Origin of the sequence: Dubosiella muris, assembly GCF_004793885.1 — a bacterium.
Lineage (GTDB): Bacteria > Bacillota_I > Bacilli_A > Erysipelotrichales > Erysipelotrichaceae > Dubosiella > Dubosiella muris.
Map to the genome: position 1 here is coordinate 1 of NZ_SRYG01000007.1, position 24,075 is coordinate 24,075.

General features: G+C 51.0%; 25 protein-coding genes. 5 read left to right on the forward strand and 20 right to left on the reverse strand.

Annotated elements, in window-relative coordinates; genetic code table 11:
- Nucleotides 1-32: 32 nt before the first annotated feature.
- The 14 genes from E5336_RS04360 to E5336_RS04425 all read right to left on the reverse strand — a co-directional run bounded on the left by E5336_RS04360 (nt 33) and on the right by E5336_RS04425 (nt 13,304).
- Nucleotides 33-986: a sugar phosphate nucleotidyltransferase gene (locus E5336_RS04360; RefSeq protein ID WP_135979857.1), complete on the reverse strand. Its 954-nt coding sequence runs from the start codon at nt 984-986 to the stop codon at nt 33-35.
- Between the two features lie 4 nt (nt 987-990).
- Nucleotides 991-1,986: a pyruvate kinase gene (locus tag E5336_RS04365; RefSeq protein ID WP_168353550.1), complete on the reverse strand. Its 996-nt coding sequence runs from the start codon at nt 1,984-1,986 to the stop codon at nt 991-993.
- The gene (gene aspS, locus E5336_RS04370; RefSeq protein WP_135979859.1) at nt 1,986-3,716 is read right to left on the reverse strand and encodes an aspartate--tRNA ligase; all 1,731 of its coding nucleotides are present in this window, start codon (nt 3,714-3,716) and stop codon (nt 1,986-1,988) included. Before aspS ends, E5336_RS04365 begins: the two co-directional genes overlap by 1 nt.
- A gap of 3 nt (nt 3,717-3,719) precedes the next feature.
- The gene (hisS, locus tag E5336_RS04375; RefSeq protein WP_135979860.1) at nt 3,720-5,042 is read right to left on the reverse strand and encodes a histidine--tRNA ligase; all 1,323 of its coding nucleotides are present in this window, start codon (nt 5,040-5,042) and stop codon (nt 3,720-3,722) included.
- A gap of 236 nt (nt 5,043-5,278) precedes the next feature.
- On the reverse strand, nt 5,279-6,007 hold the full coding sequence (locus tag E5336_RS04380) for a YebC/PmpR family DNA-binding transcriptional regulator (protein WP_135979861.1): 729 nt from the start codon (nt 6,005-6,007) through the stop codon (nt 5,279-5,281).
- A gap of 49 nt (nt 6,008-6,056) precedes the next feature.
- Nucleotides 6,057-6,959, reverse strand: a complete 903-nt coding sequence (locus E5336_RS04385; protein WP_135979955.1) for a PhoH family protein — start codon at nt 6,957-6,959, stop codon at nt 6,057-6,059.
- A 93-nt stretch (nt 6,960-7,052) separates the two neighbouring features.
- Nucleotides 7,053-7,232: a 30S ribosomal protein S21 gene (gene rpsU, locus E5336_RS04390; RefSeq protein ID WP_016318853.1), complete on the reverse strand. Its 180-nt coding sequence runs from the start codon at nt 7,230-7,232 to the stop codon at nt 7,053-7,055.
- A gap of 84 nt (nt 7,233-7,316) precedes the next feature.
- A complete protein-coding gene (locus E5336_RS04395; RefSeq protein ID WP_135979862.1) occupies nt 7,317-7,823 on the reverse strand; it encodes a GNAT family N-acetyltransferase in 507 nt (168 codons plus the stop codon).
- A gap of 2 nt (nt 7,824-7,825) precedes the next feature.
- Nucleotides 7,826-9,271 (reverse strand): UDP-N-acetylmuramoyl-L-alanyl-D-glutamate--2,6-diaminopimelate ligase, encoded by a 1,446-nt coding sequence (locus E5336_RS04400; RefSeq protein WP_135979863.1) that lies wholly within the window; start codon nt 9,269-9,271, stop codon nt 7,826-7,828.
- Nucleotides 9,258-10,553 (reverse strand): tRNA (N(6)-L-threonylcarbamoyladenosine(37)-C(2))-methylthiotransferase MtaB, encoded by a 1,296-nt coding sequence (gene mtaB, locus E5336_RS04405; protein WP_277820779.1) that lies wholly within the window; start codon nt 10,551-10,553, stop codon nt 9,258-9,260. The genes E5336_RS04400 and mtaB overlap by 14 nt, the downstream gene beginning before the upstream one ends.
- Nucleotides 10,550-11,281 carry an RsmE family RNA methyltransferase gene (locus tag E5336_RS04410; RefSeq protein WP_135979865.1) on the reverse strand — a complete coding sequence of 244 codons (732 nt, stop codon included), beginning with the start codon at nt 11,279-11,281 and terminating at the stop codon, nt 10,550-10,552. The genes mtaB and E5336_RS04410 overlap by 4 nt, the downstream gene beginning before the upstream one ends.
- Nucleotides 11,278-12,012 carry a pseudouridine synthase gene (locus E5336_RS04415; protein WP_135979866.1) on the reverse strand — a complete coding sequence of 245 codons (735 nt, stop codon included), beginning with the start codon at nt 12,010-12,012 and terminating at the stop codon, nt 11,278-11,280. The genes E5336_RS04410 and E5336_RS04415 overlap by 4 nt, the downstream gene beginning before the upstream one ends.
- The gene (gene scpB, locus E5336_RS04420; RefSeq protein ID WP_135979867.1) at nt 12,013-12,567 is read right to left on the reverse strand and encodes an SMC-Scp complex subunit ScpB; all 555 of its coding nucleotides are present in this window, start codon (nt 12,565-12,567) and stop codon (nt 12,013-12,015) included.
- On the reverse strand, nt 12,564-13,304 hold the full coding sequence (locus E5336_RS04425) for a segregation and condensation protein A (RefSeq protein ID WP_135979868.1): 741 nt from the start codon (nt 13,302-13,304) through the stop codon (nt 12,564-12,566). The genes scpB and E5336_RS04425 overlap by 4 nt, the downstream gene beginning before the upstream one ends.
- A gap of 116 nt (nt 13,305-13,420) precedes the next feature.
- Between E5336_RS04425 and E5336_RS04430 the strand changes: the two genes are divergently transcribed.
- From E5336_RS04430 to E5336_RS04450, 5 genes are all read left to right on the forward strand, one after another.
- On the forward strand, nt 13,421-14,140 hold the full coding sequence (locus E5336_RS04430; protein ID WP_135979869.1) for an N-acetylmuramoyl-L-alanine amidase: 720 nt from the start codon (nt 13,421-13,423) through the stop codon (nt 14,138-14,140).
- Nucleotides 14,141-14,236: 96 nt separating this feature from the next.
- Complete coding sequence (locus tag E5336_RS04435) at nt 14,237-14,764, forward strand: NUDIX hydrolase (protein WP_135979870.1); 528 nt, start codon at nt 14,237-14,239, stop codon at nt 14,762-14,764.
- A 2-nt stretch (nt 14,765-14,766) separates the two neighbouring features.
- Entirely contained in the window at nt 14,767-15,960 is a 1,194-nt protein-coding gene (locus E5336_RS04440; protein ID WP_135979871.1) for an ATP-grasp domain-containing protein, read from the forward strand.
- A gap of 26 nt (nt 15,961-15,986) precedes the next feature.
- Nucleotides 15,987-16,721: an alpha/beta hydrolase gene (locus E5336_RS04445; RefSeq protein ID WP_277820780.1), complete on the forward strand. Its 735-nt coding sequence runs from the start codon at nt 15,987-15,989 to the stop codon at nt 16,719-16,721.
- Complete coding sequence (locus tag E5336_RS04450; protein WP_135979873.1) at nt 16,718-17,806, forward strand: metallophosphoesterase; 1,089 nt, start codon at nt 16,718-16,720, stop codon at nt 17,804-17,806. Before E5336_RS04445 ends, E5336_RS04450 begins: the two co-directional genes overlap by 4 nt.
- On the opposite strand, the gene E5336_RS04455 is transcribed toward E5336_RS04450, so the two are convergent.
- From E5336_RS04455 to E5336_RS04480, 6 genes are all read right to left on the reverse strand, one after another.
- Nucleotides 17,807-18,847 (reverse strand): threonine aldolase family protein, encoded by a 1,041-nt coding sequence (locus E5336_RS04455; protein WP_135979874.1) that lies wholly within the window; start codon nt 18,845-18,847, stop codon nt 17,807-17,809.
- 121 nt (nt 18,848-18,968) lie between these two features.
- Complete coding sequence (locus E5336_RS04460; protein WP_135979875.1) at nt 18,969-20,519, reverse strand: acyl CoA:acetate/3-ketoacid CoA transferase; 1,551 nt, start codon at nt 20,517-20,519, stop codon at nt 18,969-18,971.
- A 22-nt stretch (nt 20,520-20,541) separates the two neighbouring features.
- The gene (locus E5336_RS04465; protein WP_135979876.1) at nt 20,542-21,321 is read right to left on the reverse strand and encodes an enoyl-CoA hydratase-related protein; all 780 of its coding nucleotides are present in this window, start codon (nt 21,319-21,321) and stop codon (nt 20,542-20,544) included.
- 50 nt (nt 21,322-21,371) lie between these two features.
- Nucleotides 21,372-22,211: a 3-hydroxyacyl-CoA dehydrogenase family protein gene (locus tag E5336_RS04470; protein WP_135979877.1), complete on the reverse strand. Its 840-nt coding sequence runs from the start codon at nt 22,209-22,211 to the stop codon at nt 21,372-21,374.
- A 13-nt stretch (nt 22,212-22,224) separates the two neighbouring features.
- Nucleotides 22,225-23,253, reverse strand: a complete 1,029-nt coding sequence (locus tag E5336_RS04475) for an electron transfer flavoprotein subunit alpha/FixB family protein (protein ID WP_135979878.1) — start codon at nt 23,251-23,253, stop codon at nt 22,225-22,227.
- A gap of 18 nt (nt 23,254-23,271) precedes the next feature.
- Nucleotides 23,272-24,069, reverse strand: coding sequence for an electron transfer flavoprotein subunit beta/FixA family protein (locus E5336_RS04480; protein ID WP_135979879.1), 798 nt, complete (start codon nt 24,067-24,069; stop codon nt 23,272-23,274).
- Nucleotides 24,070-24,075 lie beyond the last annotated feature (6 nt).

Consider the following 24,075-nt stretch of genomic DNA (forward strand, 5'->3'; position numbering starts at 1 on the left):
TCCTTTTTTTATTTCGGGAGCCGGATATTTTTTTACTTACCCGTTACAGCCCCTTCCTGCTCCTTGTTTAAATCCGAAAACAAGTCGTTTCGATACACGCCATCCTCGATGAGTTTTTCAAACGAGGCGACGACTTGCGGCTTGTCCTCCTTGAACGTCACGCCAAACCATTTGTCGTTGGTTTGCAGCACTTTCACGTCAAACTCCCCTTTTGGCAATTCCTGCCCGATAAAGATCGGCAGCAAAAACTCCGCGCTGTTCTCGTTGCCTTTGTTTTGCTCGAAAAAGTCGACAAATCCTTTGGAAAGCCGGTCGACAAATTCCGGTGTCAAGCCCCACATGTTCATCGAAACGAACGAATCGAGATCCAGCGGCTTGCCATCCGCCTCGGCGCCGTCCTTCGTTTTGACGATGTTCTTCGTTTCCTGGACATCAACCAGTTCCATGTTGTCGTTCACCTTGCAAATGCCGCGGGTCACGCCGCCAAAATCCGACAACGTGTTTTTTAACAAAAATCCCGCCATGCAGTAATGATCCGGATGCTTCGGATCGTAGTGCTGCAGGAAATTTTGGATCGCGACGAACGCCTCCTTGCCATAGTAGTCGTCCGCGTTGATGACGACAAACGGCTCCTGAATCAATTCGCGGCACGCCAAAACCGCTTGTCCGGTTCCCCATGGCTTTTTCCGCTCCCCAACCGGCTGGATTCCATCCGGCAGATCCGTCAGGGACTGGTACGCGTATTGGACTTCTACCCCGTGCTGCGCACACATTTTTTCGATTCGGTCGCCAATGACCTCCATAAAGTCCGGTTCGATGTCCTTTCGAATAATAAAGATGATTTTATTGAAACCGGCTTCGATCGCGTCGTGGATCGAATAATCCATGATGATTTCGCCGTTTGGTCCCACGCCTTCCAGCTGCTTGATCCCGCCGCCATAGCGCGACCCCAGACCGGCAGCCATAATGACTAACGCTGTTTTCATGTTCTCATTTCTCCTTCCTCGTATATTGTACCGTATTTTTTACGATATCGGTAAAAATTTTCATCGCCCGCTGCGCGTTTTTACTATTGGCGACTTCTCCCGTCAACATGATCGAGGAGGCGCCATCGTACACCGCGTGAAAGACATCGTTGACTTCTGCGCGTGTCGGAACCGGCCGCTCGATCATCGAGTCAAGCATTTGCGTCACGACCATATACGGTTTGCCGGCCGCCTTGCAGCGGCGCTCGATGTCGTGCTGGACGATTGGAATCCAGTCCAAGCCGACCGCGTTGGCCAAATCGCCCCGGGCGATGACGATTTCATCGCAAACCGGAAAAAGAGATTCCAGATTTTTCCATCCGCTTTCGCTTTCGATTTTGGCATACACTTTCACATTCGCCCCGAATCGGTCCAGCGTTTCCCTGACCTTGACCAAATCGCTGGCGTCCCGCACAAACGGCTGCATGACGCTATCGACGCCAAACGCCTTGATTTGCCGGATGTTTTCGAGATCCTCGGCGCAAAGCGGCGGCTGGCAAAGCTCCTTGTGCTCGATCGCGACGCTTTTGTTCGATGTCAGCTTGCCGCCCAAAATGATCTCACCATCGAAAAAGCCTTCCCCGACCCGTTTGACCTCGGCTAAAATCTTGCCGTCATCCAGCAGCACGCGGTCGCCTTTTTCAGCGGCGGACAGCACGACAGGCGGCACCGGAATGCGCTCGCCAAAACGCACAATGTCTCCACACAGCAAATGGATCCCGTTTTCGATGCGGCCGACCCGAAGCTCCGGCCCTTTCATGTCAATCAAGAGCTCGACTTTTTTTCCGGTTTTTTGCTCCGCGAGCCGCAGCGCCTCGATCCATTCACGGCTTTGTTCCAGGGAGGAATGGGAAAGATTGAGCCGGATGCCCGTCATTCCAAGACGGATCATCGCCTCGATTTGCCCGCACGTGTGAAGCGTCGGGCCAAATGTCCCGAAAACCCGCACTTCGTTTGCCATTATTCTTTTTCCGTCACGGCGATGTGGAGCTCGTCCAGCTGCTTTGGATCCACCGGCGTCGGCGCTTTGGACATCGGGCATTTCGCGGCCGCGTTTTTCGGGAAGGCGATCACGTCGCGAATCGAATCCGTTTCCGCCAAAATCATGGCGACCCGGTCAAACCCGAGCGCCAGTCCTCCATGCGGAGGCGTTCCGTACTGGAAGGCGTCCACGAAGAAACCGAACTTGTTTTGAATGTCCTCGTCGCTCAAGCCAAGAATCTTGAAAATCTTCTTTTGCAAGTCGTTGTCGTAAATCCGCATGCTGCCTCCGCCCAACTCGTATCCGTTCAGGATGATGTCGTAGGCGTTGGTCTTCACTTTGGAAGGATCCGTGTCAAGCAGCGGCAAGTCTTCTGTTTTCGGCATCGTGAACGGATGGTGCTCGCTCACGTAGCGACCTTCCTCCTCGCTCCATTCGAACATCGGGAAATCCACGACCCAAAGAAACGAGAACTCGTCGTTTTTCTTCAACCCTTTTTGCCGGGCGATTTCGCTGCGCAGTGCGCCAAGCGCCGTGCAGGCCTTTCGCCATGTGTCCGCCACGATAAAGATCGTGTCGCCGTCTTTTGCGCCCATAGTTGCAATGAGCGCCTTTTCGTCGTCGTCGCTAAAAAACTTGCGGGCCGGTCCCGACAGGACGCCATCCTGCATTTTGAAAACGACCAGTCCCTTGCCGCCGTTTTTCTTCACAAGGTCGGTTAGCTTTTTCACTTCCTTGTTGGAAGCGTGGAAGTCGTCCGCCAAAAAGCCTTTGATCGTTTCCGCCGACTGGAAGACTGGAAACTCGATTCCTTTGCATTGCTCGGTCAAGTCTTCAAACACCATGCCAAACCGGTTGTCCGGCTTGTCGGATCCGTATTTGTTCATGGCCTCGTCCCAGGTCAGCTTCAAAAACGGACGTTCGACTTCGATGCCTTTGACTTCCCGCATCGTCTTGCACAGCATTTCCTCGGTGAAATCCATGATTTCCTGCTCGCTTAAAAACGACGTTTCAATATCGACCTGGGTAAAGTCCGTCTGGCGGTCCGCCCGCAAATCCTCGTCGCGGAAGCAGCGCGCGAACTGATAGTACTTGTCGAGTCCCGCGATCATGAGCAGCTGCTTGTACAGCTGCGGCGACTGCGGCAAAGCGTAAAACGATCCGGGATGGACGCGGCTAGGCACCAAGTAGTCGCGCGCGCCTTCCGGCGTCGATTTGCCAAGCATTGGCGTTTCCACTTCCAAAAAACCGTGGTTGTCTAAATAGTCGCGCAAGGAGCGGCTGACCGCGTGGCGGGTTTTCAGCCGCTGCTGCATGATCGGACGACGAAGATCCAGATAGCGGTATTCCATCCGCGTGTCCTCAAGCGCGTCGGTTTCATCCGCGATGATGAGCGGTGTCGTCTTGGCGGTGTTGATGATATTCACCTTGTCAACGAGAACTTCGATCGCTCCGGTTGGCATGGCGGGATTGGGATCCTTTCGCTTTTCCACGACGCCTTCGACTTGAATGACGTACTCGTTTCGCACGTCTTTGACTTCCGGCGCGATTTGCTCGTCAAACACAAGCTGGCAAATGCCCGTCGTGTCCCGTAGGTCGATAAAGCAAAGCTGCCCGAAATTTCTTTTTTTGGAAACCCAGCCGACAAGCTGCACCCGCTCGCCGACGTTGGCTTCCCGCAATGTTCCATTGTATTTCGTTCTGTACATCGTTTATTCCTCCTCGTGTTCGTGATGGTGATGATGGTGTTCTTCTTCCTCTTCCACCAGCTGCCGGTCCAGGAAAGCGACCATGTCCGCCACCGGAATGTTAACTTGTTCCCGTTTTTCAAGCAGTTTGATTGTCACGCTTTGTTCTTCCATTTCCTTGCTGCCAATCAAAAAGGCGGTTTTGGCGTGCTTGCGGTCGACCGTTTTGAACTGGCCTTTGAACGAGCGCCCGATCAAGTCCATTTCGCTGCGATAGCCATACGCGCGCAGCTCCGTCAGCACTTCAAACGCGTACCCGCGCGCTTCTTTGTCCAGAACCATGACATAGGCGTCCAGACCGTTGTCTTCTTCCAAATTGATGCCTTCGGCTTCCAAAGCGATCAGCAGCCGTTCCATTCCAAGCGCCCAGCCGATGCCGCTCATGCCTTCCGGTCCGCCAAAATACGGGATCAAGCCATCGTAGCGACCGCCGGCAAGCACAGTGGACTGCGCGCCCATTTCCTTGTTCAGCGACACGATTTCAAACACGGTATGCGTATAGTAGTCCAGGCCGCGGACGAGCTTGCTGTCGATCTCGTATGGAATGTCCAGCTGTTCCAGCGCCTGGCAAACCGTGTCAAAATAACGCCGGCTTTCCTCGTTGAGATAGTCGGCCATGCGCGGCGCGTCTTTCATGCATTCCTTGTCGTGGTCGATTTTGCAGTCCAGAAGCCGGAGTGGATTTTGTTCGTAGCGACGTTTGCAGTCCGCGCAAAGATCACCGACATACGGCGCAAAGTATTCCCGCAGCGCGTTGCGGTACGCGGCCCGGCTCTCGTCGTCGCCCAAGGTGTTCAGCAGCACTTTGATGTCGTTAAGACCGAGCGCTTTCAAAATCGAATACGCCAGGACGATGACTTCGACATCCGCGTATGGATCTTTAACACCAAGCGACTCGACGCCAAACTGGTTGAAGAGCCGCAGCCGTCCTTTTTGCGGCCGCTCGTGCCGTGCCATCGGCCCCATATAGTACATTTTGATTGGCAAATCGGGATCGGCGTACATTTTGTTTTCGACAAAGCTGCGCACAACGCCCGCCGTTCCTTCCGGGCGCAGCGTCAGCGACGTGCTCGAGTTGGCGAGCTGGAACGTGTACATTTCCTTGTTGACCATGTCGCTGGAGTCGTTGTCCCGCTTGAACACGTTCGTGTGTTCAAAAAACGGGGTGCGAATTTCGTTGAATCCATACAAATAGCAGAAATGACGAAGCGTCTGCTCCAGCGCCTGCCATTTGGATGAGGAGGCGGGCAGGATATCCTGCGTGCCTCGAGGGATCTGGTAGCTCATTTTTTATTTTCCTCCTATAAAAAAAAGCGCCCGAAAACGATATAAGGACGCGGTTGCGCGGTGCCACCTTATTTCTTACGTTTTGTAAGCGCTCTAGTCTTAACGCGACGAACGATCAGGCATTTCCTCCTGATTCCTCCAAAGTGTCCCGTTTCCATTTGTGTTGAAATGTCTCAGCGTCCCATTTCTCTCTGTGAACACGCCTGGATCCGTCTCTTTTTCATTGGATCGTATTTTTAGTCATCTAAGTTGCTGACGTTGTGGTAAACGTTTTGCACGTCGTCCACGTCGTCGAGAAGAGTGACAAGACGTTTGAACAAGTCTTTGTCTTCCCCTTCGAGTTCCACGGTTTCGTTTGGAACCATTTTATCTTCAAGTACGAGGAATTTCACATCCGGAATCAGCTCTTCCACGACGGTTTTCGCGTCGTCGAGCTGGTTAGGATCCACGGTGATCGTCATGTATCCGTCTTCGATTTCGACATCGTTCAAGTCGATGTCGTGTTCGATCATGGCGTCCATCATCGCCTCCTCGTCGGCGTATTCGATGACGATGACGCCAAGATGCTCGTAGCCAAAGGAAACCGAGCCGCCCACACCGAGTTTGGCGTGGCTCTTGTTGAAGCAGGCGCGCAGGTTCGCGATCGTCCGATTGGCGTTGTCGGTCAGACAGTCGATAATGATCGTGCTTCCGCCACCGGAACCAAATCCTTCGTACCGGGCGGAGGAGAAGTTTTCATCCGCGCTCGATTTCGCCTTGTCAATCGCCCGCTTGATAACGTCCGCCGGCACGTTGTTGGCCTTGGCGCGCTCAATGGCTTTTTTCAAAGTCTGGTTCATGTCCGGATTCGGATCCCCGTTTTTGGCGGCGACCAGGATCTCTTTCGAATATCTAGAATATACTTTTGCTTTTTGATTGGCCGTTTTCTGCATCGCGGCAGCACGGACCTCAAAGTGTCTTCCCATACTATCTCACCTTTCACTAATTTTTTTCAGTATACCAGTTGAATCGACTTTATTCAACTTTCGCATAGCGCTCAATGATCTTTTGAACGAGTGGATTGCGGACGACGTCGCTGTCATGCAGGTGGACGATCTCGATTCCTTCGATTCCTTCCAAAATCTCGCACGCCTGCGTCAGGCCGGAGTCCTTTTTTCGAATCAGGTCGATTTGGGTGATATCGCCGGTCACGATCATTTTCGCGTTGCGCCCCATTCGCGTCAAAAACATTTTCATTTGCGCTTTCGTCGTGTTTTGCGCCTCATCCAGGATAACGATCGCATCGTTAAGCGTCCGTCCGCGCATAAACGCGAGCGGCGCGATTTCGATGATTTCCTTTTCCAAATACTTTTCGACGATTTCCGCGCCAAGCATTTCGTTGAGGGCGTCATACAGCGGCCGAAGATACGGATCGACTTTTTCCTTCATGTCGCCGGGCAAAAAGCCAAGCGACTCCCCGGCCTCGACGGCGGGTCTGGTCAATATGATCTTCTCCACTTTTTCTTTTTTCAGTTCCGAAACGGCATAGGCTACCGCAAGATACGTCTTTCCTGTTCCCGCCACACCGGTCGAAAAGACGATGTTGTTGTTTTCCAATGCGCTGCAAAGGATCGTCTGGCCGATCGTTTTCGGATAAATCAATTTCCCGCTCTTCGTTTTGACAACCGGTGCGTCGCGCTTGATCGAGAATGTCTTCAATTCTCCCTTTTTCGCCAAATCGCATAAATACAGCACGTCGCTTTCCGATAACCGGCCGCGATCCTGAATGCGTTCCAGGCACTTTTCGATCACGAGTTCGATTGCGGGCGCGAGCGCCTCTTCCACTTTGATTTTCTGCGCGCGGACGACGACTTCCGTATCGAAAGCCTTCTCGATAGCGCGGATATGGCAATCATGAGAGCCGATCAGCGTCTGCATGTCGTCAAAAGAATACCCGGAATAGTCCAATGTTTGATAAGACAAGAAATACCTCCATTTGTGCAACAGAAAAAAAATCTGCAGAACTGCAGATTATTTACCTCTACGAGCTTTGCGTGCAGCTTCAGATTTTAATTTTCTGCGCACGCCAGGTTTAACGTAAAATTCTCTTTTGCGGGCCTCAGCAAGGGTGCCGTTGCGAGATACTTGACGTTTAAATCTTCTTAAAGCGTCATCTAATTGTTCGTTTTCTTTAAGAACAACTTTTGGCATGAACAAAACCTCCCTTCCCGAGTTGTACATTAAGATTATATCAAGATTTTCCAAGAAAGCAAGTCCTGTTTCAAGGAAATTGATTTATTTTTTCAAGAGGCATTCGTAGCCGGTTTCTCTTAAGATCCGCTCCCCCGTATCAAGAGAGTGTACGCCCGCCACCAGATGAAAGCCGCACCGTTCATAGGCGTGCATGGCGCGTCTATTCCAGTCGACGACAAGAAGCCGCAACGCGACATACCCTTGTTTGGCGGCTTGCGCTTTCGCGCTCTGAAGCAAACGCTGGCCATCGCCTCGATTCCAGCGCGACGGATGCACACCCATACGCGCCAGCGTGCCACTCTGCTCGCCAGCGTGTTCCCAGGCAAGATCCGTCTTTTCGCTAGCCGTCAAAACATACACGCCAACGATCTCCTCCCCGGCTTCAAGCACGAAGACGCGCTGGTGGGCGATGTCCTCGTCCACCATACACATCGGATACACGTCGTCCCAAATCGCCTCGCCTGTCGTTTTCATCGCTTCGTGAATGGCGCCATAAAGAGCGCGGATGGCGTCGGAGTCGGCCGGTTTCGCCTGTCGGATGACTTCCATTTTTACTGTCCCCGGTATTTGTGGATGCACTCTCGCACCGCCATATGGTCACCCACCCATGGCGCGCGTCCGTTTTCCCGGTAAATGAACACTTCGTCGCCTTTTCCCAGCAGCAAAATCGTATCGCCGGTTTTCGCGCTTTCCACCGCCTGCCGGATGGCTTCGTACCGGTCTTCGATAAAGATGTTCGTCGTTTCCTGAATACCTTCCTTGATTTGCGCGGCGATTTCTTTTGGATCCTCGTCCCGGGGATCGTCTTCTGTCAAAATGATAAAATCGCAATACTTGTCCGCCAGCTCGCCAAACACCTTTCGCTTGGCGACATCGCGCTTGCCGGCCGACCCAAACACGGCGATCAAATTGCCGTCTTCCTTCGTGATGGAACGTCCGAATTCCATCACTTTTTGCAAGCCGTCCGGCGTGTGGGCGAAATCGACGATCACGTTGAAATCCTGCCCTTCCTTGATTTGCTCCAGACGTCCTTGCACTTGCGGGATCTGGCAGCACGCCGCGATGATTTTTTCCAGCTCGATTCCGGTTTCATGCAGCGCCGCGATGGCCGCCAGCAAATTGTAAATGTTGTACGTCGCCACCAAATTGGTCATTACCGGATACGACTTGCCCTGGTAAACCAAATCGAAATGGGAAGCCTCGTTGTTCATCTGGATATGGATTGCGCGGTAGTCCGCCTCGTTTTCAATGCCGTATGTCACGACGCGGGCGGCGCAAAGAGCGGCCAGCTCGGCGTATTTTGGATCGTCCTTGTTCAGGATGCACACGCCGTCGCTTCGGACGCGGTCTTTGAACAAAATGCTTTTGGCGTCAAAGTAGTTTTCCAGCGTCCCGTGAAAATCGAGGTGGTCGTACGTGAAGTTGGTGAAGATCGCCACGTTGAAATTGATGCCGTTGACACGCCCCTGGGAAAGACCGTGGGAGCTGACTTCCAGCGCGCACGCCTTCATTCCGGCGTTGACCATGTCCGAGAGCTTCGACTGCAAAAACAGCGCGTCGGGCGTCGTCAAATCCGGCATCAGCTTCACGTCGCCATATTCGATCGCGATCGTTCCGATGTAGCCGCATGGCTCGATCGGATCCAAAATCGAACGAATGATGTTGGCAACTGTGCTTTTTCCATTCGTGCCGGTAATGCCGTACATTGTCATCTTATCCGAAGGCTTGCCGTAAAAAATCCGGGCGCACTGGTTCATCGCCTCGTTGACATCGTGAACGCGGATATAAATAACACCGTCTTTTTTGTGCTGGATTTCTTTGGAGTGCACGACGCAAATCGCCCCGTTTTCAATGGCGGAGTCAATAAAATCGTGACCGTCAAAAGTCAGGCCAGGCAAACAGAAATACACATTGTCTTTCTTGACTTTTCGAGAATCGAAACACAGCCCGCTCACATTGACTGTCGGCGCGTTTTTAAATAGCTTACTTAATCGCATTTTCATCTTCCTTTTTTACTTTGACTTGATAATGATCGTCTTCAATCGAATCGAACGTCACATGCAGACGTCCGGACAAAGGGATCTCGCTTTCGATTCGAACCGGATGGTACTGGTTCGTGTAGCCTGTCCATTCGTCCCCCTCTTGCTGCTCAATGAGCACATCCCCTTCCTTGAAACGGGCCATATCCTTGGCACGCAGCTGTCTGGATTGCTCCAAAAGCCGCTCGACGCGTTCCTTAACCACGGCTCCATGGACGGTTCCCGGCATTTTTTCCGCCGCCGTCCCCTTTCGAATGGAGTACGGAAAAACATGCAGAAACGAAAAGCCGATTGCCGTTAAATTTTCCATTGTCTGTTCGAACTCCTCGTCGCTCTCCTGTTTGAATCCGGCGATGACATCCGTGGAAATGGAAACATCCGGAATCGAATGGCGAATCACTTCTACTCGATCTTGAAATTCCTGGATCGTGTACGGACGGTTCATTCGTTTTAAGGTCGCGTCGCATCCCGACTGAACCGGGATATGAAGATGGTGGAGAATTCGCGGCTCGCGCGCCATCAGCGCGATAAACCGGTCGCTGATTTCCGTGATCTCGATGCTGGAAAGCCGGTATGTGACCTTTTCGCTTGTATTGGCGAGAAGCGCCTCCAGCAAGTCGACGAGATCGTGTTCGCCATCGTCGTAGCGGCCGGTGTGGATCCCGGTTAGCACGATTTCCAAATGGCCTTTTTGTTCCAGTTTTTTGGCGATGGAAACAACTTCGTCCAGCGCCAGGGAGCGCTCCCTTCCGCGGGCGTAGGGAATGATGCAGTAAGAGCAAAACTGGTTGCATCCGTCCTGCACCTTCAAAAAGGCCCGGTGCTTTGTTTCGAATTGCTCGATGGGCATCGCCTCAAAATCAAAGCGCTCGCCCACCGGCTGAATGTCTTCGAACCGCTCTCTTGTTTTTATGTGGCTTTCAATCAAATCGGCCACTTTCTTTTTATCTTTAGATCCAATCAGCAAATCGGCGCCGATTTTTTCTTTTTCTTCCGGCGTGGCCACTTGCGCGTAGCAGCCAATCACGACCGCGTAGGCGTCTGGATTTTTCTTTTTGGCGCGATGAAGCATTTGTCTCGATTTGGCGGCGGCGGTGTTGGTCACCGCGCACGTGTTCACAACGATGACGTCGAAATTCTCGTCGTCCTCCGTCCATCCCTTTTCCTTGAGCGCCTTGCCGTAAAATTGCGATTCATACGCGTTGACTTTGCAGCCAAGCGTCACGATGGAAAACCTCATGATTCAACCTCCCAGTTTTGACAGTGCGTTTGGTACTCGATGCAGCTGAGCACATAGCATACCGCCGTTTCCGCCCGCAAAATATCGTTGCCTAGCGAACAGCTCGCGAACCCTTGTTCGTTGAGCCGCTCGATTTCCGCCGGCGTGAATCCGCCTTCCGGTCCGACGCAAAACGTGACCGAGCTTGGATTTTTTTGCAGGAAATTGGCCAGATGGCGGCTTGGCTCGTCTTCTTTTTCATAGGCGACCAAATTGCATCGGCTTTTGTATTCCGCCAGGTTGTCGATCGTCGTCACCGGAAGCAGCTCCACTTTGTCGCTTCGATTGCACTGGCGGCAGGCGGCCATCAAAATCGAGTTCCAGCGTTCCATTTTTTTCAGCGCCTTTTTATCGTCGAGCTGGATGATGGAATAACGGGAAACGAACGGGACGATTCGGCTGACGCCCAGCTCGCACGCTTTTTGCAGCATCCATTCAAAACGGTCGGATTTGATGAGCGCCGCGCACAAAGTCACGTCGACAAGCCTTGGTTCCGTTTCTTCCTTTCCGAAAACGTACAAATACGGTTTTTTCGCCGGATGGGCCAGGAACACCTCGTCATCGCAAATGACGCGGATCGTTTCGTTTTCCCTCGTTCGCAAAACGTCGAAAATATGATGAGCTTGTTTTTCATCGAGGCAAAATTCGTTGTTTAGCGCGCATTTCGCATCGGTAAAGACTTGCTTCATTTTTTGTCGTCTCCCTCGTTATCGCTCATCGCCGTCAACTGTTTGATTTCATACGGTTTGAGCCGCCGGTATTCTCCCGGACGCAGTCCTTCGTCGCTGATCGTTCCGAATCTGGACCGGTGAAGCCGCCGGACCTGGTGGCCGAGGGCTTCCATCATATTTTTGACTTGATGGTTTTTTCCTTCGTGGATCGTCAGTTCCACGATCATCCGGTCGCGCGTGTAATCCTTTTGTTTAATGGACACTTTGGCTGGCGCGTATTTTTCCGTTTTTGTCTTTAATCCGGATTTCAGGCGGAAAATATCCTCGCCGCTGAGCATCCCTTGCAAGTTGACAATGTATGTTTTTGGCAAATGGTATTTGGGATGGATCATGCGGTTCGTGAATTTTCCGTCGTTCGTGACAAGCAGCACGCCGCTCGTGTCGTAGTCCAGCCGTCCAACCGGATAAATCCGGATGCCTTTTGGCAAATAGTCAAGCACGGTTTGCCGGTCTTTTTCATCCCGAACGGAACAAATCGTCCCTTTCGGTTTGTTGATGACGTAATACACCTTTTCCTCTTTTGTCAGCGGACGGCCATTGACGACCACCTCGTCGCCGCCGCTCACTTTGACGCCAAGCGTTTTGACGATGACGCCATTGACTTTCACCTTTCCCGCTTGAATGAGCTCCTCGGCTTTTCGGCGCGAGCAAATCCCCGCTTGCGCGATTACTTTTTGAAGACGTTCCATTTATTGTTCCTCCTTGTTTTGAACAAACAATTCCTCCTGCACTTCCTTGGTTTCGAGTTCGGGGAGTTCGGCGAGCGTTTCGAGTTCGAACGCGTCCAAAAATTCCCCGGTCACTTGATAGAGCAGCGGTTTGCCGACCACATCGAGCCGGTCTTTGGCCTCGATCAAGCCGCGCAGCTGCAATTTTTTGAGCATCACGTCGCAGCTTACTCCGCGGATCTCCTCGATCTCGACGCGGGTGATCGGCTGGCGATACGCGATAATCGCCAATGTTTCCATCGCCGCTTGCGACAACGTCGCTTTTTTGAATTGCTCAAACAGCTTTTCCCCGTAGGGGTACACAAATTCTTTTGTGACAAATTTATATCGGGAGGCGTACTCCACGAGCTCGATTCCTTTGGCGTCGTGGCTGTATTCCTCTTTGATGGTTTCCAGCAGCGCCAGCAGTTCTGTCCGGCTTACTTCCTGGAGCAGCGACTGGAGCTGAAGCAAAGACAAGCCTTCTTCTCCGGCCATGAAGATCAAACCTTCCACAATGGCTTTGCGGCTGTTCATGCGATGGCTCCTTTCTGCACATAAATCGTATCATCCTCGCCCAGATGAAACGTCAACTTTCGATCGTGGATCATGTCCAGGATCCCTAAAAAAGTTACGATAACCATATGAAGGCTGACGCAGTCCTGGCAAAGCTCCTGAAACGAGAACACGCGACTTGAATCAAAGCGGCGCATCTGCGCTTCGATTTGCTCGACGCGCTCCTCGACGGAAATTTCCTTGATGCTGACTTTGGTTTCGTAGGGCTCCAGCAAGGCGAGCCGGTGCAAGACGCGCTCAAACGCCTTGGACAGCTCGTATACGCTTTGATTGCGCAAGACGCCGTCTTCCTTCGGCTTGGCCCAGGCGTCGATCAGCGACGAGGCCGGTCTGGCGAAATGGCGCTGGCGGTCTTCGTAGCGGGCTTTGAGCTGTCCGCTGACGTCTTTGTATTTCTGGTATTCGATCAAGCGGGAAACGAGTTTTTCCCGCTGGTCTTCCTCGTATTCTTCTTCGATCGCCACTTCGCTGCGCGGCAAAAGCTTTCGGCTTTTGTATTCGATCAAACTGGCCAGCTCGCTTAAATACTCGCTCGCGATTTCAAGCTGGAGCTGTTTCATTTGCGCGATATACGCGATGTATTGCGTCGCCAGCGTGTTCATGTCCAGATCCATCAAATCAAGCTTATTCGTTTTGATCAAATGAAGCATGAGATCGAGTGGTCCTTCGAACTGGTCGATCGAGATTTGAAATTCCATTATATCACCTTCATGGATTATACCAAATTTGTCGCCCGCATACAAAGTTTGTTCGTCCACTCCATAGCCAAATGGAATGGTTCGTGTTAATATGGACAAGATAAGGAGGATATACTGTGAAACGTGCACTGTTGTTTTTGTGTGTGGGTTTGTTTATCGCGCTGGTCCTCCAGCCTAATATCGCCAATTCTTCCAACGAAAAAGACATCCGGGTTCCCCAGATCGGGGAAAGCGCCCCGGTGACGAACGAGGATATTACGCAATCGTCTTCCCAATCGAAGATTCGCATCGGCATCGACGCCAGCCATGGCGGCGCCGATCTGGGCTATGTCGGAAACAATGAAATTCCGGAAAAGGAAATCAATCTCGAACTGGCGCTTCGAGTCGGCCGGAAGCTTCAGGCCGCGGGATATGAAGTCGTGTACACGCGACAAGATGACAACGTGGACGCCAGCGGCGAGGATCTCGTGAACGCGCAGCGTCTAAGCGACATGCAGGCGCAGGACGTCGATTTCCTGCTCAGCTTCCAATCCGGAAACACGACGGATCCTCTGATGAAGGGATTCACCATCTTCACAAGACCGGATGAGCAAAACGTGGCTTTGGCCAATGAAATCGGCCAGGAGCTCGTGGCGATCAACTTTTCAAATTACGAAGGAATCGACACAGATCACTATTCCAATTTTTCGATTCTTTCCAACCGAAACATTCCGACGATTTTGATTGAGCTTGGCTATTTATCCAATCCGGAAGACTACACCCGCCTGACGGATCCGGATTACCAGGAAAAAATCGGCCAGGCGATTACCAACGCGTTTTTAAATGAAATCCAGTAACGATCCGGCCGGCGCGCCGGATTTTTTTCATGAACGTCAATTTTTTTCTTTCTCCAAATAGCGAGTGTGATATAATGCACGCAAAGGAATGATTTTATGAAGGAAAAAAACTTGTATAAAGGCATGATTTTCGACCTGGTTGAAAAAGAGGTCGAAATCCATGGAAAACCTTATCGACGGGAAATCATCCGCCATCCTGGCGGGGTCGGCGTCTTGTGTGTGAAAGACGAGCGCGTGCTGCTCGTTCGTCAATACCGCCACGCGATTGAAAAAGAAACGCTTGAAATTCCGGCCGGCAAGCTGGAATACGGCGAGGATCCGATGACGTGCGGAATGCGGGAACTCAACGAGGAAGCGCGCCTGGAGGCGGATTCTCTGGAGTTGATCGAAACGATCGTGTCCACACCGGGTTTTTGCGACGAGAGGATCTATATTTATAAGGCGTGCAATCCGCGAAAAGCGGTTCATGAACTCGCCCAGGACGAAGACGAGGACCTGGATTCCTTTTGGCTTCCGCTTGACGAAGCGTATGAAAAAGTACGGAATCGCGAAATCGAAGACGCAAAGACGGTGGTCGCGATCCAATATGCAGTAATAGAAAAAGAGAGAGAAAGAGGAAACTGATCGTGAATTTTATTTTTATCAGCCCGAACTATCCGGAAAACTACTGGATGTTCTGCCGTGGACTGAAAAAATACGGTGCCAAAGTGCTGGCGATTGTCGACGCGCCGTATGACAGTTTACGTCCGGAACTTAAACAAAATGTGGATGAATGCTATGTGGTGCAAAGCTTCCACAACTATGACGAAATGCTGAAAGCCGTCGCCTATTTTACATTTAAATATGGCAAAATCGACTGGATCGAATCCAACAACGAAGCGTGGCTGGCACTAGACGCCCGTCTGCGCGACGACTTTAATGTGCGCAGCGGTTTCTCGCTGGAAAAAATCAACGAGTTCCAGTCCAAAGCCGCGATGAAGAAATACTATGAAAAAGCCGGCGTCCCTGTGGCCCGCTATTGTCTACCCCGCTCTTTGGAAGAAGCGAAGGCGTTCGCCGAACAAATCGGCTTCCCTCTTGTGCTCAAGCCGGATCATGGCGTGGGCGCGAGCTTTACCTACAGTTTGTATTCCATGGAAGACTTGGAAAAATACTACGAGAACACGAAGGATTTGTGCATGATCCTGGAAGAGTACGTAAAAGGCGATGTCATCACGTTGGATGGGATTTGCGACGCCCAAGGAAAGATCCGCTTTTTGGGAAGCATGGAATATGTGGGCAACTGCATGGAATCGGTTTTGAACCAGGACTCGATTGGCTGCTTCTACACGTTCAACATCAGCGAGGAATATCGACAAATCGCTCAAAACGTGATTGACGCGTTTGAATTGAAAAACCGTTTTTTCCATGGCGAGTATTTCCGTTTGACCGAGGACATCGAAGGCCTTGGAAAGAAAGGAACGCTCATCGGCCTGGAAGTGAACTTCCGTCCGCCTGGAGGATTCGCGCCGGATTTGATGAACTATTCCAACGATATCGACGTTTACGAGTTGTGGGCGGAAGTCCTGTTGCGTCAGAGCGCTTCCTACTCGAAACTTCGAAAATTCTCCGCTGGATTCGCGGGACGGCGCGACTGCATTCCGTATCGCTACAACACGCAGGAAATTGAAACCATGTTCAACGACGAGCATTTAGGAACGGAGCTTTTGCCGCCTGCGTACGCAGCCACGATGGGCAACGTGACAATTAAGGCCCGCTTCACGTCCAACGAGCGACGGGAGGAGTTTTTTAAAACCGCATTGGAAAGACTAGGTGATTAAGTTTGATCTTAAAGTTCGACGTATATATGCGTTCACTGGATGTGTATCGGAAGATCCACATGTATCTCCCGGATGACTATCTGGTCCAAAACAAAAAATATCCAGTTTTATATATGTTTGACGGACACAACCTTTTCTACGATGAAGACGCGACGTTTGGCCGCTCCTGGCGATTGGCGGAAGCGATTGAACGATTTGGCAAAGAACTGATTGTGGTAGGTCAGGAATGTTCGCATGAAGGCAATGAGCGCCTGGATGAATATTCCCCCTACCCTTTTTATGATTGTGCTTTTGGCGCGTTTCATGGCAAAGGAAACTTGACGATGGAATTTTTTGTGAACGATTTGAAGCCGTATATCGACGCCCATTTTCCGACGTCGCCAAAACGCGAGCATACGTGGATTGGCGGGTCGAGTTGCGGCGGGTTGATGGCGCTGTATGCCGTTTTCAAATATTCGCACATTTACTCCAAGGGGCTTGTGCTTTCTCCCTATTTGGTGCCGACATGCAATTTGCTTATGGCGGATATCGCGTCCACCTACATACGGCCTGGAACGGCTGTGTACATGTCCTGGGGCGCCCAGGAGGGAAACGACATGCATGAGTTTGTGATGGAAACGAAATGCTGTACCGATATCGCCAATTTGCTTCTGAAAAAAGGCACCCGGCTTCAGTTCAACGTCAAGCCGCTTGGACGGCACTGCGAGGAAGACTGGGATAAGGAAAGCGAGACATTTTTGCGCTTTCTGGAGTCGGCATGAACCGGCAAGTCGTCGTGAAGCGCCTTCCGGCGTTGAAGCAAGGCCGGGAAATCGTGATCAGCGACATTCACGCCAATTTGGATTTATACCGTCGGCTTCTTCGGCAAATTGATTACCGGCCGGGTGTCGACCGGCTCATTCTTCTAGGCGATCTCATTGAAAAAGGAACCCAGAATTTGGAAATGGTTCGGTATGTGATGAAGCAAACGCAAAACGAAGACGTGTGGTGCGTCATGGGAAATTGCGATTTCATCGCGAAAAATGTCTTATACAGTTACCGGCTCGACTTTTTAAAGCACGTTTTGCGGTTTCGCGAGCATTCGCTCATTCACGAGATGGCAAAACAAATCAGGATTTCCATGGAAGAGATGCCGATGGATGAATTTTGTCAGCAGTTAAGGCTCCATTTTTTACCTGAGCTTTCGTTTTTGAACGACTTGCCGCACGTTTTGGAAAGCGATTCGCGCATTTACGCCCACGCCGCCATCCGAAGCGAGGATAATTACGGCGACGATTTCAAGGAGGTTATGGCGATGCCGATGTTTTTGAAGCGAAAGATCCGTTTTCAAAAAACCGTTGTGGTCGGTCATATGCCCGTGACGGAATACTGCTCTAAAATCGCCTGCTTTGATCCATTGTACGACGCAGAAAGAAACGTCTGGAGTATCGACGGGGGCAATGTCGTCAAACATGCCGGACAGCTGAACGCGTTGATTTTTGATGGTTCGGCCGCAAGTACGGCGCGTGCGGATACGTTGGAAGAAAGAACTGTGGTCCGCGATGTCGCGCCTTCGACACAAATTCCGTTTTTTATCAACTGGAACAATGGCGAGGTGGACATTTTAAAGGAAGCCGCGAAGCAGTGCTTTGTCCATTCCCCGTATTTGAATCGCTCGTTTTGGATCGACCGCGCCTTTTTGCAGTGCGAACAAGCGCGTGTGAAGGGAACGGATTACACAAACTATGAAATGCCGTTAAGGAAAGACGACCGCGTAAAAATCGTTTTTTCCTACGATGAAAAAATGCAAATTAAAAAAGATGGCGTTTTAGGATGGACGGATAAAAAAAATATAGAGCCGAAATAGTTAATCTGGCTCTTTTTCTTTCGCTTCCTCCAAATAAACGCCCAGATATTCGACTTCTTCCGGGGTGGTGTGAAAGCTGGTGACGAATCGAATGACGATATCGTCGTTCCAATAGTCCCAAATTTCAAAATCGACGCGGGCTCTCAAATATTCCAGCTCCGCTGGCGTCACCACGAGAAAAACCAGGTTGGTATCGCTCTTCATAAAAAGCGGATAGCCAAGCTCCATCGCGTGACTTTGAAGCTGTTGCGCGAGTTTGTTTTCATGCGCGGCCACTTTGTAGAAAGCGTCTTTTTGGAACAATCCGATAAACTGAAGTCCCAGCAGCCAGCCTTTGGCCAGCATCGCGCCGTTTTGTTTCATGACAAAACGGAAGTACGGCTTCAGCAGCGGATTGGAAATACAAACCGCCTCACCAAACAGCGCGCCGTTTTTCGTGCCGCCAATCGAGAAAATATCGCACCACTTCGCGATGTCGTTGAGCGTGTAATCCACGCCGGACATGAGCGCCGATCCGATTCGGGCCCCGTCCATCATCAAATACAAATCCAGTTCGTCGCATACGGCCCGGATTTCCTCCAGCTCTTTGCGCGTGTACACCGTTCCAAGTTCTGTCGCGTTGGAAATGTAGACGGCCTTGGGATACACCATATGCTCGTATTGAAGCATGTGCCCATTGTATGTTTTTCGAATCATTGCCGCATTGAGCTTTCCGGCGGAGTTTGGAACAATCACGACTTTGTGTCCTGTCGCTTCGATCGCGCCGGTTTCATGCGTGGCGATGTGCCCGGTATCGGGGGAAATCACCGCTTCGAATGACCGTAAAATATGCTTTAAAATCGTTTGATTGGTTAATGTACCGCTCATCACAAAATGGACGTCCACTTCCGTGTCCGGCATCTTGGATTGGATCAAGGCGGAAGCCTGTTCGCAATAATCGTCTTGTCCGTACCCGTTGCAGCTCACTTGATTGGCTTGCTCGAGCAGCGCAAGAATTTCAGGAATACATCCTTGTCCGTAGTCATTTCTAAAAAACAACATTCTCTCACCTCTTCCGATCCTTATTATACCTGAATTGCCTCGAAAAACAAAAAAATCGGTCGAAAAGCTTTTTAGAAACAAAGAAAAAAGACCATGCGCAATGCACAATGGTCTTTTGATTTTACTGGCTTAATCCCATGAGTTCGTCTTTGAACAACCGCTCGTCCATCCGCTTCAAATCTTTTGCGATGGCTGGCTTGAATTCCATTTGATCCAAGACATCTTTTTGCAAGTCGATGCCCGGCGCGATCTCCGTCAAAGTAAACACCCCGTCGCGAAGCTCGAAAACAGCGCGTTCGGTAATGTATAACACTTTTTGACCGGCTTTGGTCGCGAATTCCGACGAGAAGGTAATTTGCTCGACCGCCTCTTTAAACTTTTTGATTTGGCCTTCCTGGACGATTTCCAGTTTTCCGTCGCCGATTTTTTCTTTCAGCCCTTTCGCGGTAAACGTTCCGCAGAACACGACAACCGGCGTCGACTGCGTAATGTTAATAAAGCCGCCGCATCCGGCAATCCGAGGTCCAAACCGGGACACGTTGATATTTCCCGATTGATCGCATTCCGCCAATCCGAGGAACGCCTGGTTTAATCCGCCACCGTCATAGAAGTCGAACATCGAAGGCGAGTCGATCGTGCAATCCGGATTCGTGCTTGCGCCAAATCCGACGCCCGATGCGGGAACCCCGCCGATGTTTCCGGCCTCAACTGTCATTTTCAGCCCTTGCAGCCCTTCTTCGTTTCCGACGTTGGCCACGCCTTCCGGCATACCGATTCCAAGATTGATAATGGCGTTTGGCGTCAGTTCCATAGCCGCTCTTCGGCATACGACTTTACGCGCATTCAGAGGCATCGGCTCCAGCGCGTTCAACGGCTTCTTGATTTGTCCGGAGTATTCCGGTTTGTATGGGTCCAAATACGTCTGCCATGAGTTGGCCGGCGTGCCCTTGACAATATAATCCACAAGAATACCCGGCACTTTGACGTCTTTTGGATTCAGCGTTCCGTTTTGTACAACATCTTCCACTTGGGCAATAACGATTCCGCCTGTGTTTTTTACCGCTTCCGCCATCGCGAGCGCTTCAAGGAATGCCGCTTCTTTTTCCATCGACAAGTTGCCGTTTTCATCGGCGTACGTGCCACGGATAATGCCGACATGGATCTTTTTAAACGGTTTGTAACGCAAGTACTCTTCCCCGTCGATTTCCATGACTTCCACGAGATCCTCTTTCGTGATTTCGTTCATCTTTCCACCTTGCAGGCGTGGATCGACAAACGTGTTCAGCCCGATCTTTGTAATGACGCCAGGACGCTTGGCGGCGATTTCCCGAAGCAGCTGCGCCAGCGTTCCGATTGGAAGGTTGTACGCCTGGACTTTGTTTTCCGTAACGAGTTTTTGAATGGCTGGAATCAAATTCCAGTGTCCGCCGACAACGCTACGAAGCAATCCTTCGTGAGCCAGATGGTTCATCCCGAGTTTGTCGGTTCCGTCGCCTACATTGGTTGGGAAAAACAAGTCGATGTCTTTTGGATGCCCCTCTTTGAGAAACCGGTCTTCCACCGCGTAAACAACTTCCTGCGGGAAACACATTCCGATAAACCCGCTAATGACGACGCGGTCCCCGTCTTTGATTAGACCGGCCGCTTCTTCCGGTGTAATGACTTTTGCCATGTTACTCCTCCATCTTCTTTCGCTATTTATTTTTAAATTCTTTTTCTTTTACTTTGTTTAAGAAGCAATCCATTCCGTACGTCTGATCCTCGCTGGCAAAGCATGCCGAGAAATCTTCGACTTCCTCTTTGATTCCGCCATCAATATCCACTTGCAGGCCATCATTGATTGCTTTTTTCGCTTTTTCAACAGCGATTGGCGCGTTTTTCGCGATTCCGTTCGCCATTTTCTGTGCGGCGGCCATCAATTCTTCCGGCGCCACAACCGCGTTGACCAAACCGATTTGATAGGCGCGGTCCGCTTTGATGTTGCGGGCGCCAAAAATCATTTCTTTGGCGATTCCAACCGGAACCAGCCGAGCCAGACGCTGTGTTCCGCCAAATCCCGGTGTGATACCCAAGCCAACTTCCGGCTGTCCAAAAACCGCGTTCGCGCTCGCAAGACGAATGTCGCAAGCCATGGCCAATTCGCATCCGCCGCCCAGGGCGAATCCGTTAACTGCGGCGATAACCGGACAATGCAAAGTTTCGATTTCACGGAAGATCTTGTTTCCAAACGCGCCGTACTCGGCCGCTTCCTCAACCGTTTTGTCTTTCATTTCCGCGATGTCCGCGCCGGCGACAAACGATTTATCACCCGCGCCCGTGATGATGACGCAATACGTATCCGGATCGTTTTTCACGGTGTTAACCGCTTCTTCCAAATCTTTCAACACTTCCGTAGAAAGCGCATTCAACGCTTTCGGACGATTGATTGTGATCGTCGACACATGATTGTTTTTTTCTAAGAGTACGTTTTCCATAATTTTTTTATCCTTTCAAAAAAGGCGAATTGGATTCGCCTTTCATATCATTAGTTATACTTGTAGAAACCTTCTCCGGTTTTGCGTCCGAGTTTTCCGGCGCGAACCATTTTCTTCAGGAGCGTCGAAGGGCGATATTTTGGATCTCCGGTTTCTGTGTACAATACATCCATGATCGCAAGCACGATATCCAAACCAATCAGGTCACCTAAGGCAAGAGGTCCCATTGGATGGTTCGCACCAAGTTTCATTGCTGTATCAATATCTTCCGTGGAAGCGATTCCTTCCTGCAGGATGAATGTCGCTTCGTTGATCATCGGGATCAAAATACGGTTTACGACAAAACCAGGGCCTTCGTTGACTTCAACTGGCGTTTTGCCGATTTCTTTAGAAATCGCGATGACTTCGTCTTTGACTTCGTCCGGTGTATTGGCACCCGAAATAACCTCGACGAGTTTCATCCGGTCTGCAGGGTTGAAGAAATGCATGCCGATTACCGGATGCTGAATGCCGTTGGCGATTTCAGTAATCGAAAGCGAAGACGTGTTCGAACCGAAAATCGCGCCGTCTTTCACGATTTCGTCCAGTTTTTTGAACAAGTCCTTCTTCACTGGCATTTGTTCCAAAATGGCTTCAACGATCAAATCGCAGTCCGCCAGATCCTCGTATTCGCCGGCTTTCAGGTTCGCTTTCGCCGCGTCGGCGTCTTCTTGCGAAATTTTGCCTTTCGCCACCAGTTTGTCTTTTCCTGCGCAGATTTTGGCAACGCCATTTTCCGCCCATTCTTTTTTCACATCAACAACTGTTACATCATTTCCGGCGCTCGCAAAGGCGTTGGCAATGCCCTGGCCCATCGTTCCTGCGCCTACAACTCCAACTTTTCTAGTCATTTTTTATATCTCCTTAAGCAGCTTTTGCTTTCTTGATTTCTTCCACAAGCAAAGGAAGAACTTCGTTTACGTTTCCAACAAATCCCATATTCGCGATTTTGAAAATTTCCGCTTCCGGATCGCGGTTGATCGCGATGATCATATCGGCTTTTTCCATACCGGCCACGTGCTGAACGGCACCCGAAATACCACAAGCGATATAAAGCGCCGGACGAACCGTTTTACCTGTCTGGCCAACCTGCACATCTTTATCCATAAATCCGTCTTCGACAACCGCACGAGTGGCGCAAACTTCGCCGCCCAATTCCTTCGCGCATTCTTTCAGCACATCGAGGCAGCCTTCGGCGCCACGACCGGCACCAACGAGGATGTTCGCTTTCGTGATGTCGATTCCAGCCAGTGGTTTCGCAACGGTTTCTTTGATTTCAACAAGCGGAGTCGTCGATTCCCATGCAGGCTTGAATTCAACGATTTCGCCTTCGCGGCTTTCATCCACTGGAGCCATATCGAACACTTTCGGACGAATCGTCGCCATCTGCGGACGCGTATCCGGACAAACGATCGTACCAAACAAGTTTCCGCCAAATGTAGGACGCGTCACGAGCAGCAGCGCCTCACCATCGGCTACCTTGTCCTGGTCAATGTCGATTTTCGTCGCGTCGGCAGTCAAACCGGCATCAATGCGCGCGGCAACCCGTGGTGCCAAATCGCGGCCAAGAACCGTTGCGCCGGTCAGGAAGGAATCCGGTTTGAATTCTTTGATGATTTGCGTCAAAGCGTCTGTGTAAAACTGCGTCGAGTAGTCTTTCAGCAGCGGATCGTCCACGACGATCACTTTGTCCGCTCCATGGGCGATTACGTCTTTCGCTTTGTCTTTGATGTCGCTGCCAAGCAGGACGCCGACAACTTTGAAATCCATTCCAGGAATCGTCGCCACCAGTTTGCGGGCTTCGGAAATCAGTTCGTATCCAACTTCTGCCGGAACCCCGTCTTTTTGTTCTACGAATACGTAGATATCTTTATAATCAGGAAATTTTGCCATGATTGTTCGTTCTCCCTTCTACTTCGTGATTAATTGCTTTTCTTTCAAAGTTTTAGCAATTAATTCCGCCGTTTCCTGGGCAGGCATGTTGAAAGTTTCAGTCGCCGCGGAAACGTCTTTTGTGAATGTACGATGTACCTTTGTCGGCGAACCGGCCAAACCGATCTCGCTTTGTGGAAGAACATCCATCAAATCGTCATACGTCATGATTTCAACCGGATTGTTGAACGAATCCACGATATCGAAGCAGTTCATATAGCGAGGCTTGTTCATACCCGACAGCGTCGTCAATACGGCAGGCAGCTTCACTTCAAGGATTTGCTCCTCGTCTTCCAGCGCTTTTTTTACAACCGCATGATCCGGTGCCAGTTCGATGATCTCGTCCACATACGTGACCTGCGGAATTCCAAGACGCTCCGCCGTCTGCGGACCAACCTGCGCCGTGTCTCCGTCGATTGCCTGACGGCCGGCGATGATCAAGTCGTAGCCGATTTTATTCAAAGCGGCTGCCAGCGTACGGCTCGTCGCGCACGTATCCGCGCCACCCAACCGGCGGTCTGTCAGCAAATACGCATGATCCGCCCCGCGGGCGATCGTTTCCTGAAGCATGGCTTTCGCTTGCGGAGGACCCATGGAAATCACGGAAATTTCGATGGTGTCGTCTTTGTCCTTCAAAGCGAGCGCCGCTTCCAAACCGGCTAAATCATCAGGGTTGATGATACTAGGAACGCCGTCTCTGACGAGAGTTCCGGTATTTTTATCAACAGTGATTTCTGTTGAGTCAGGTACTTGTTTTACAAGAACAGCTATTTTCATATCTTT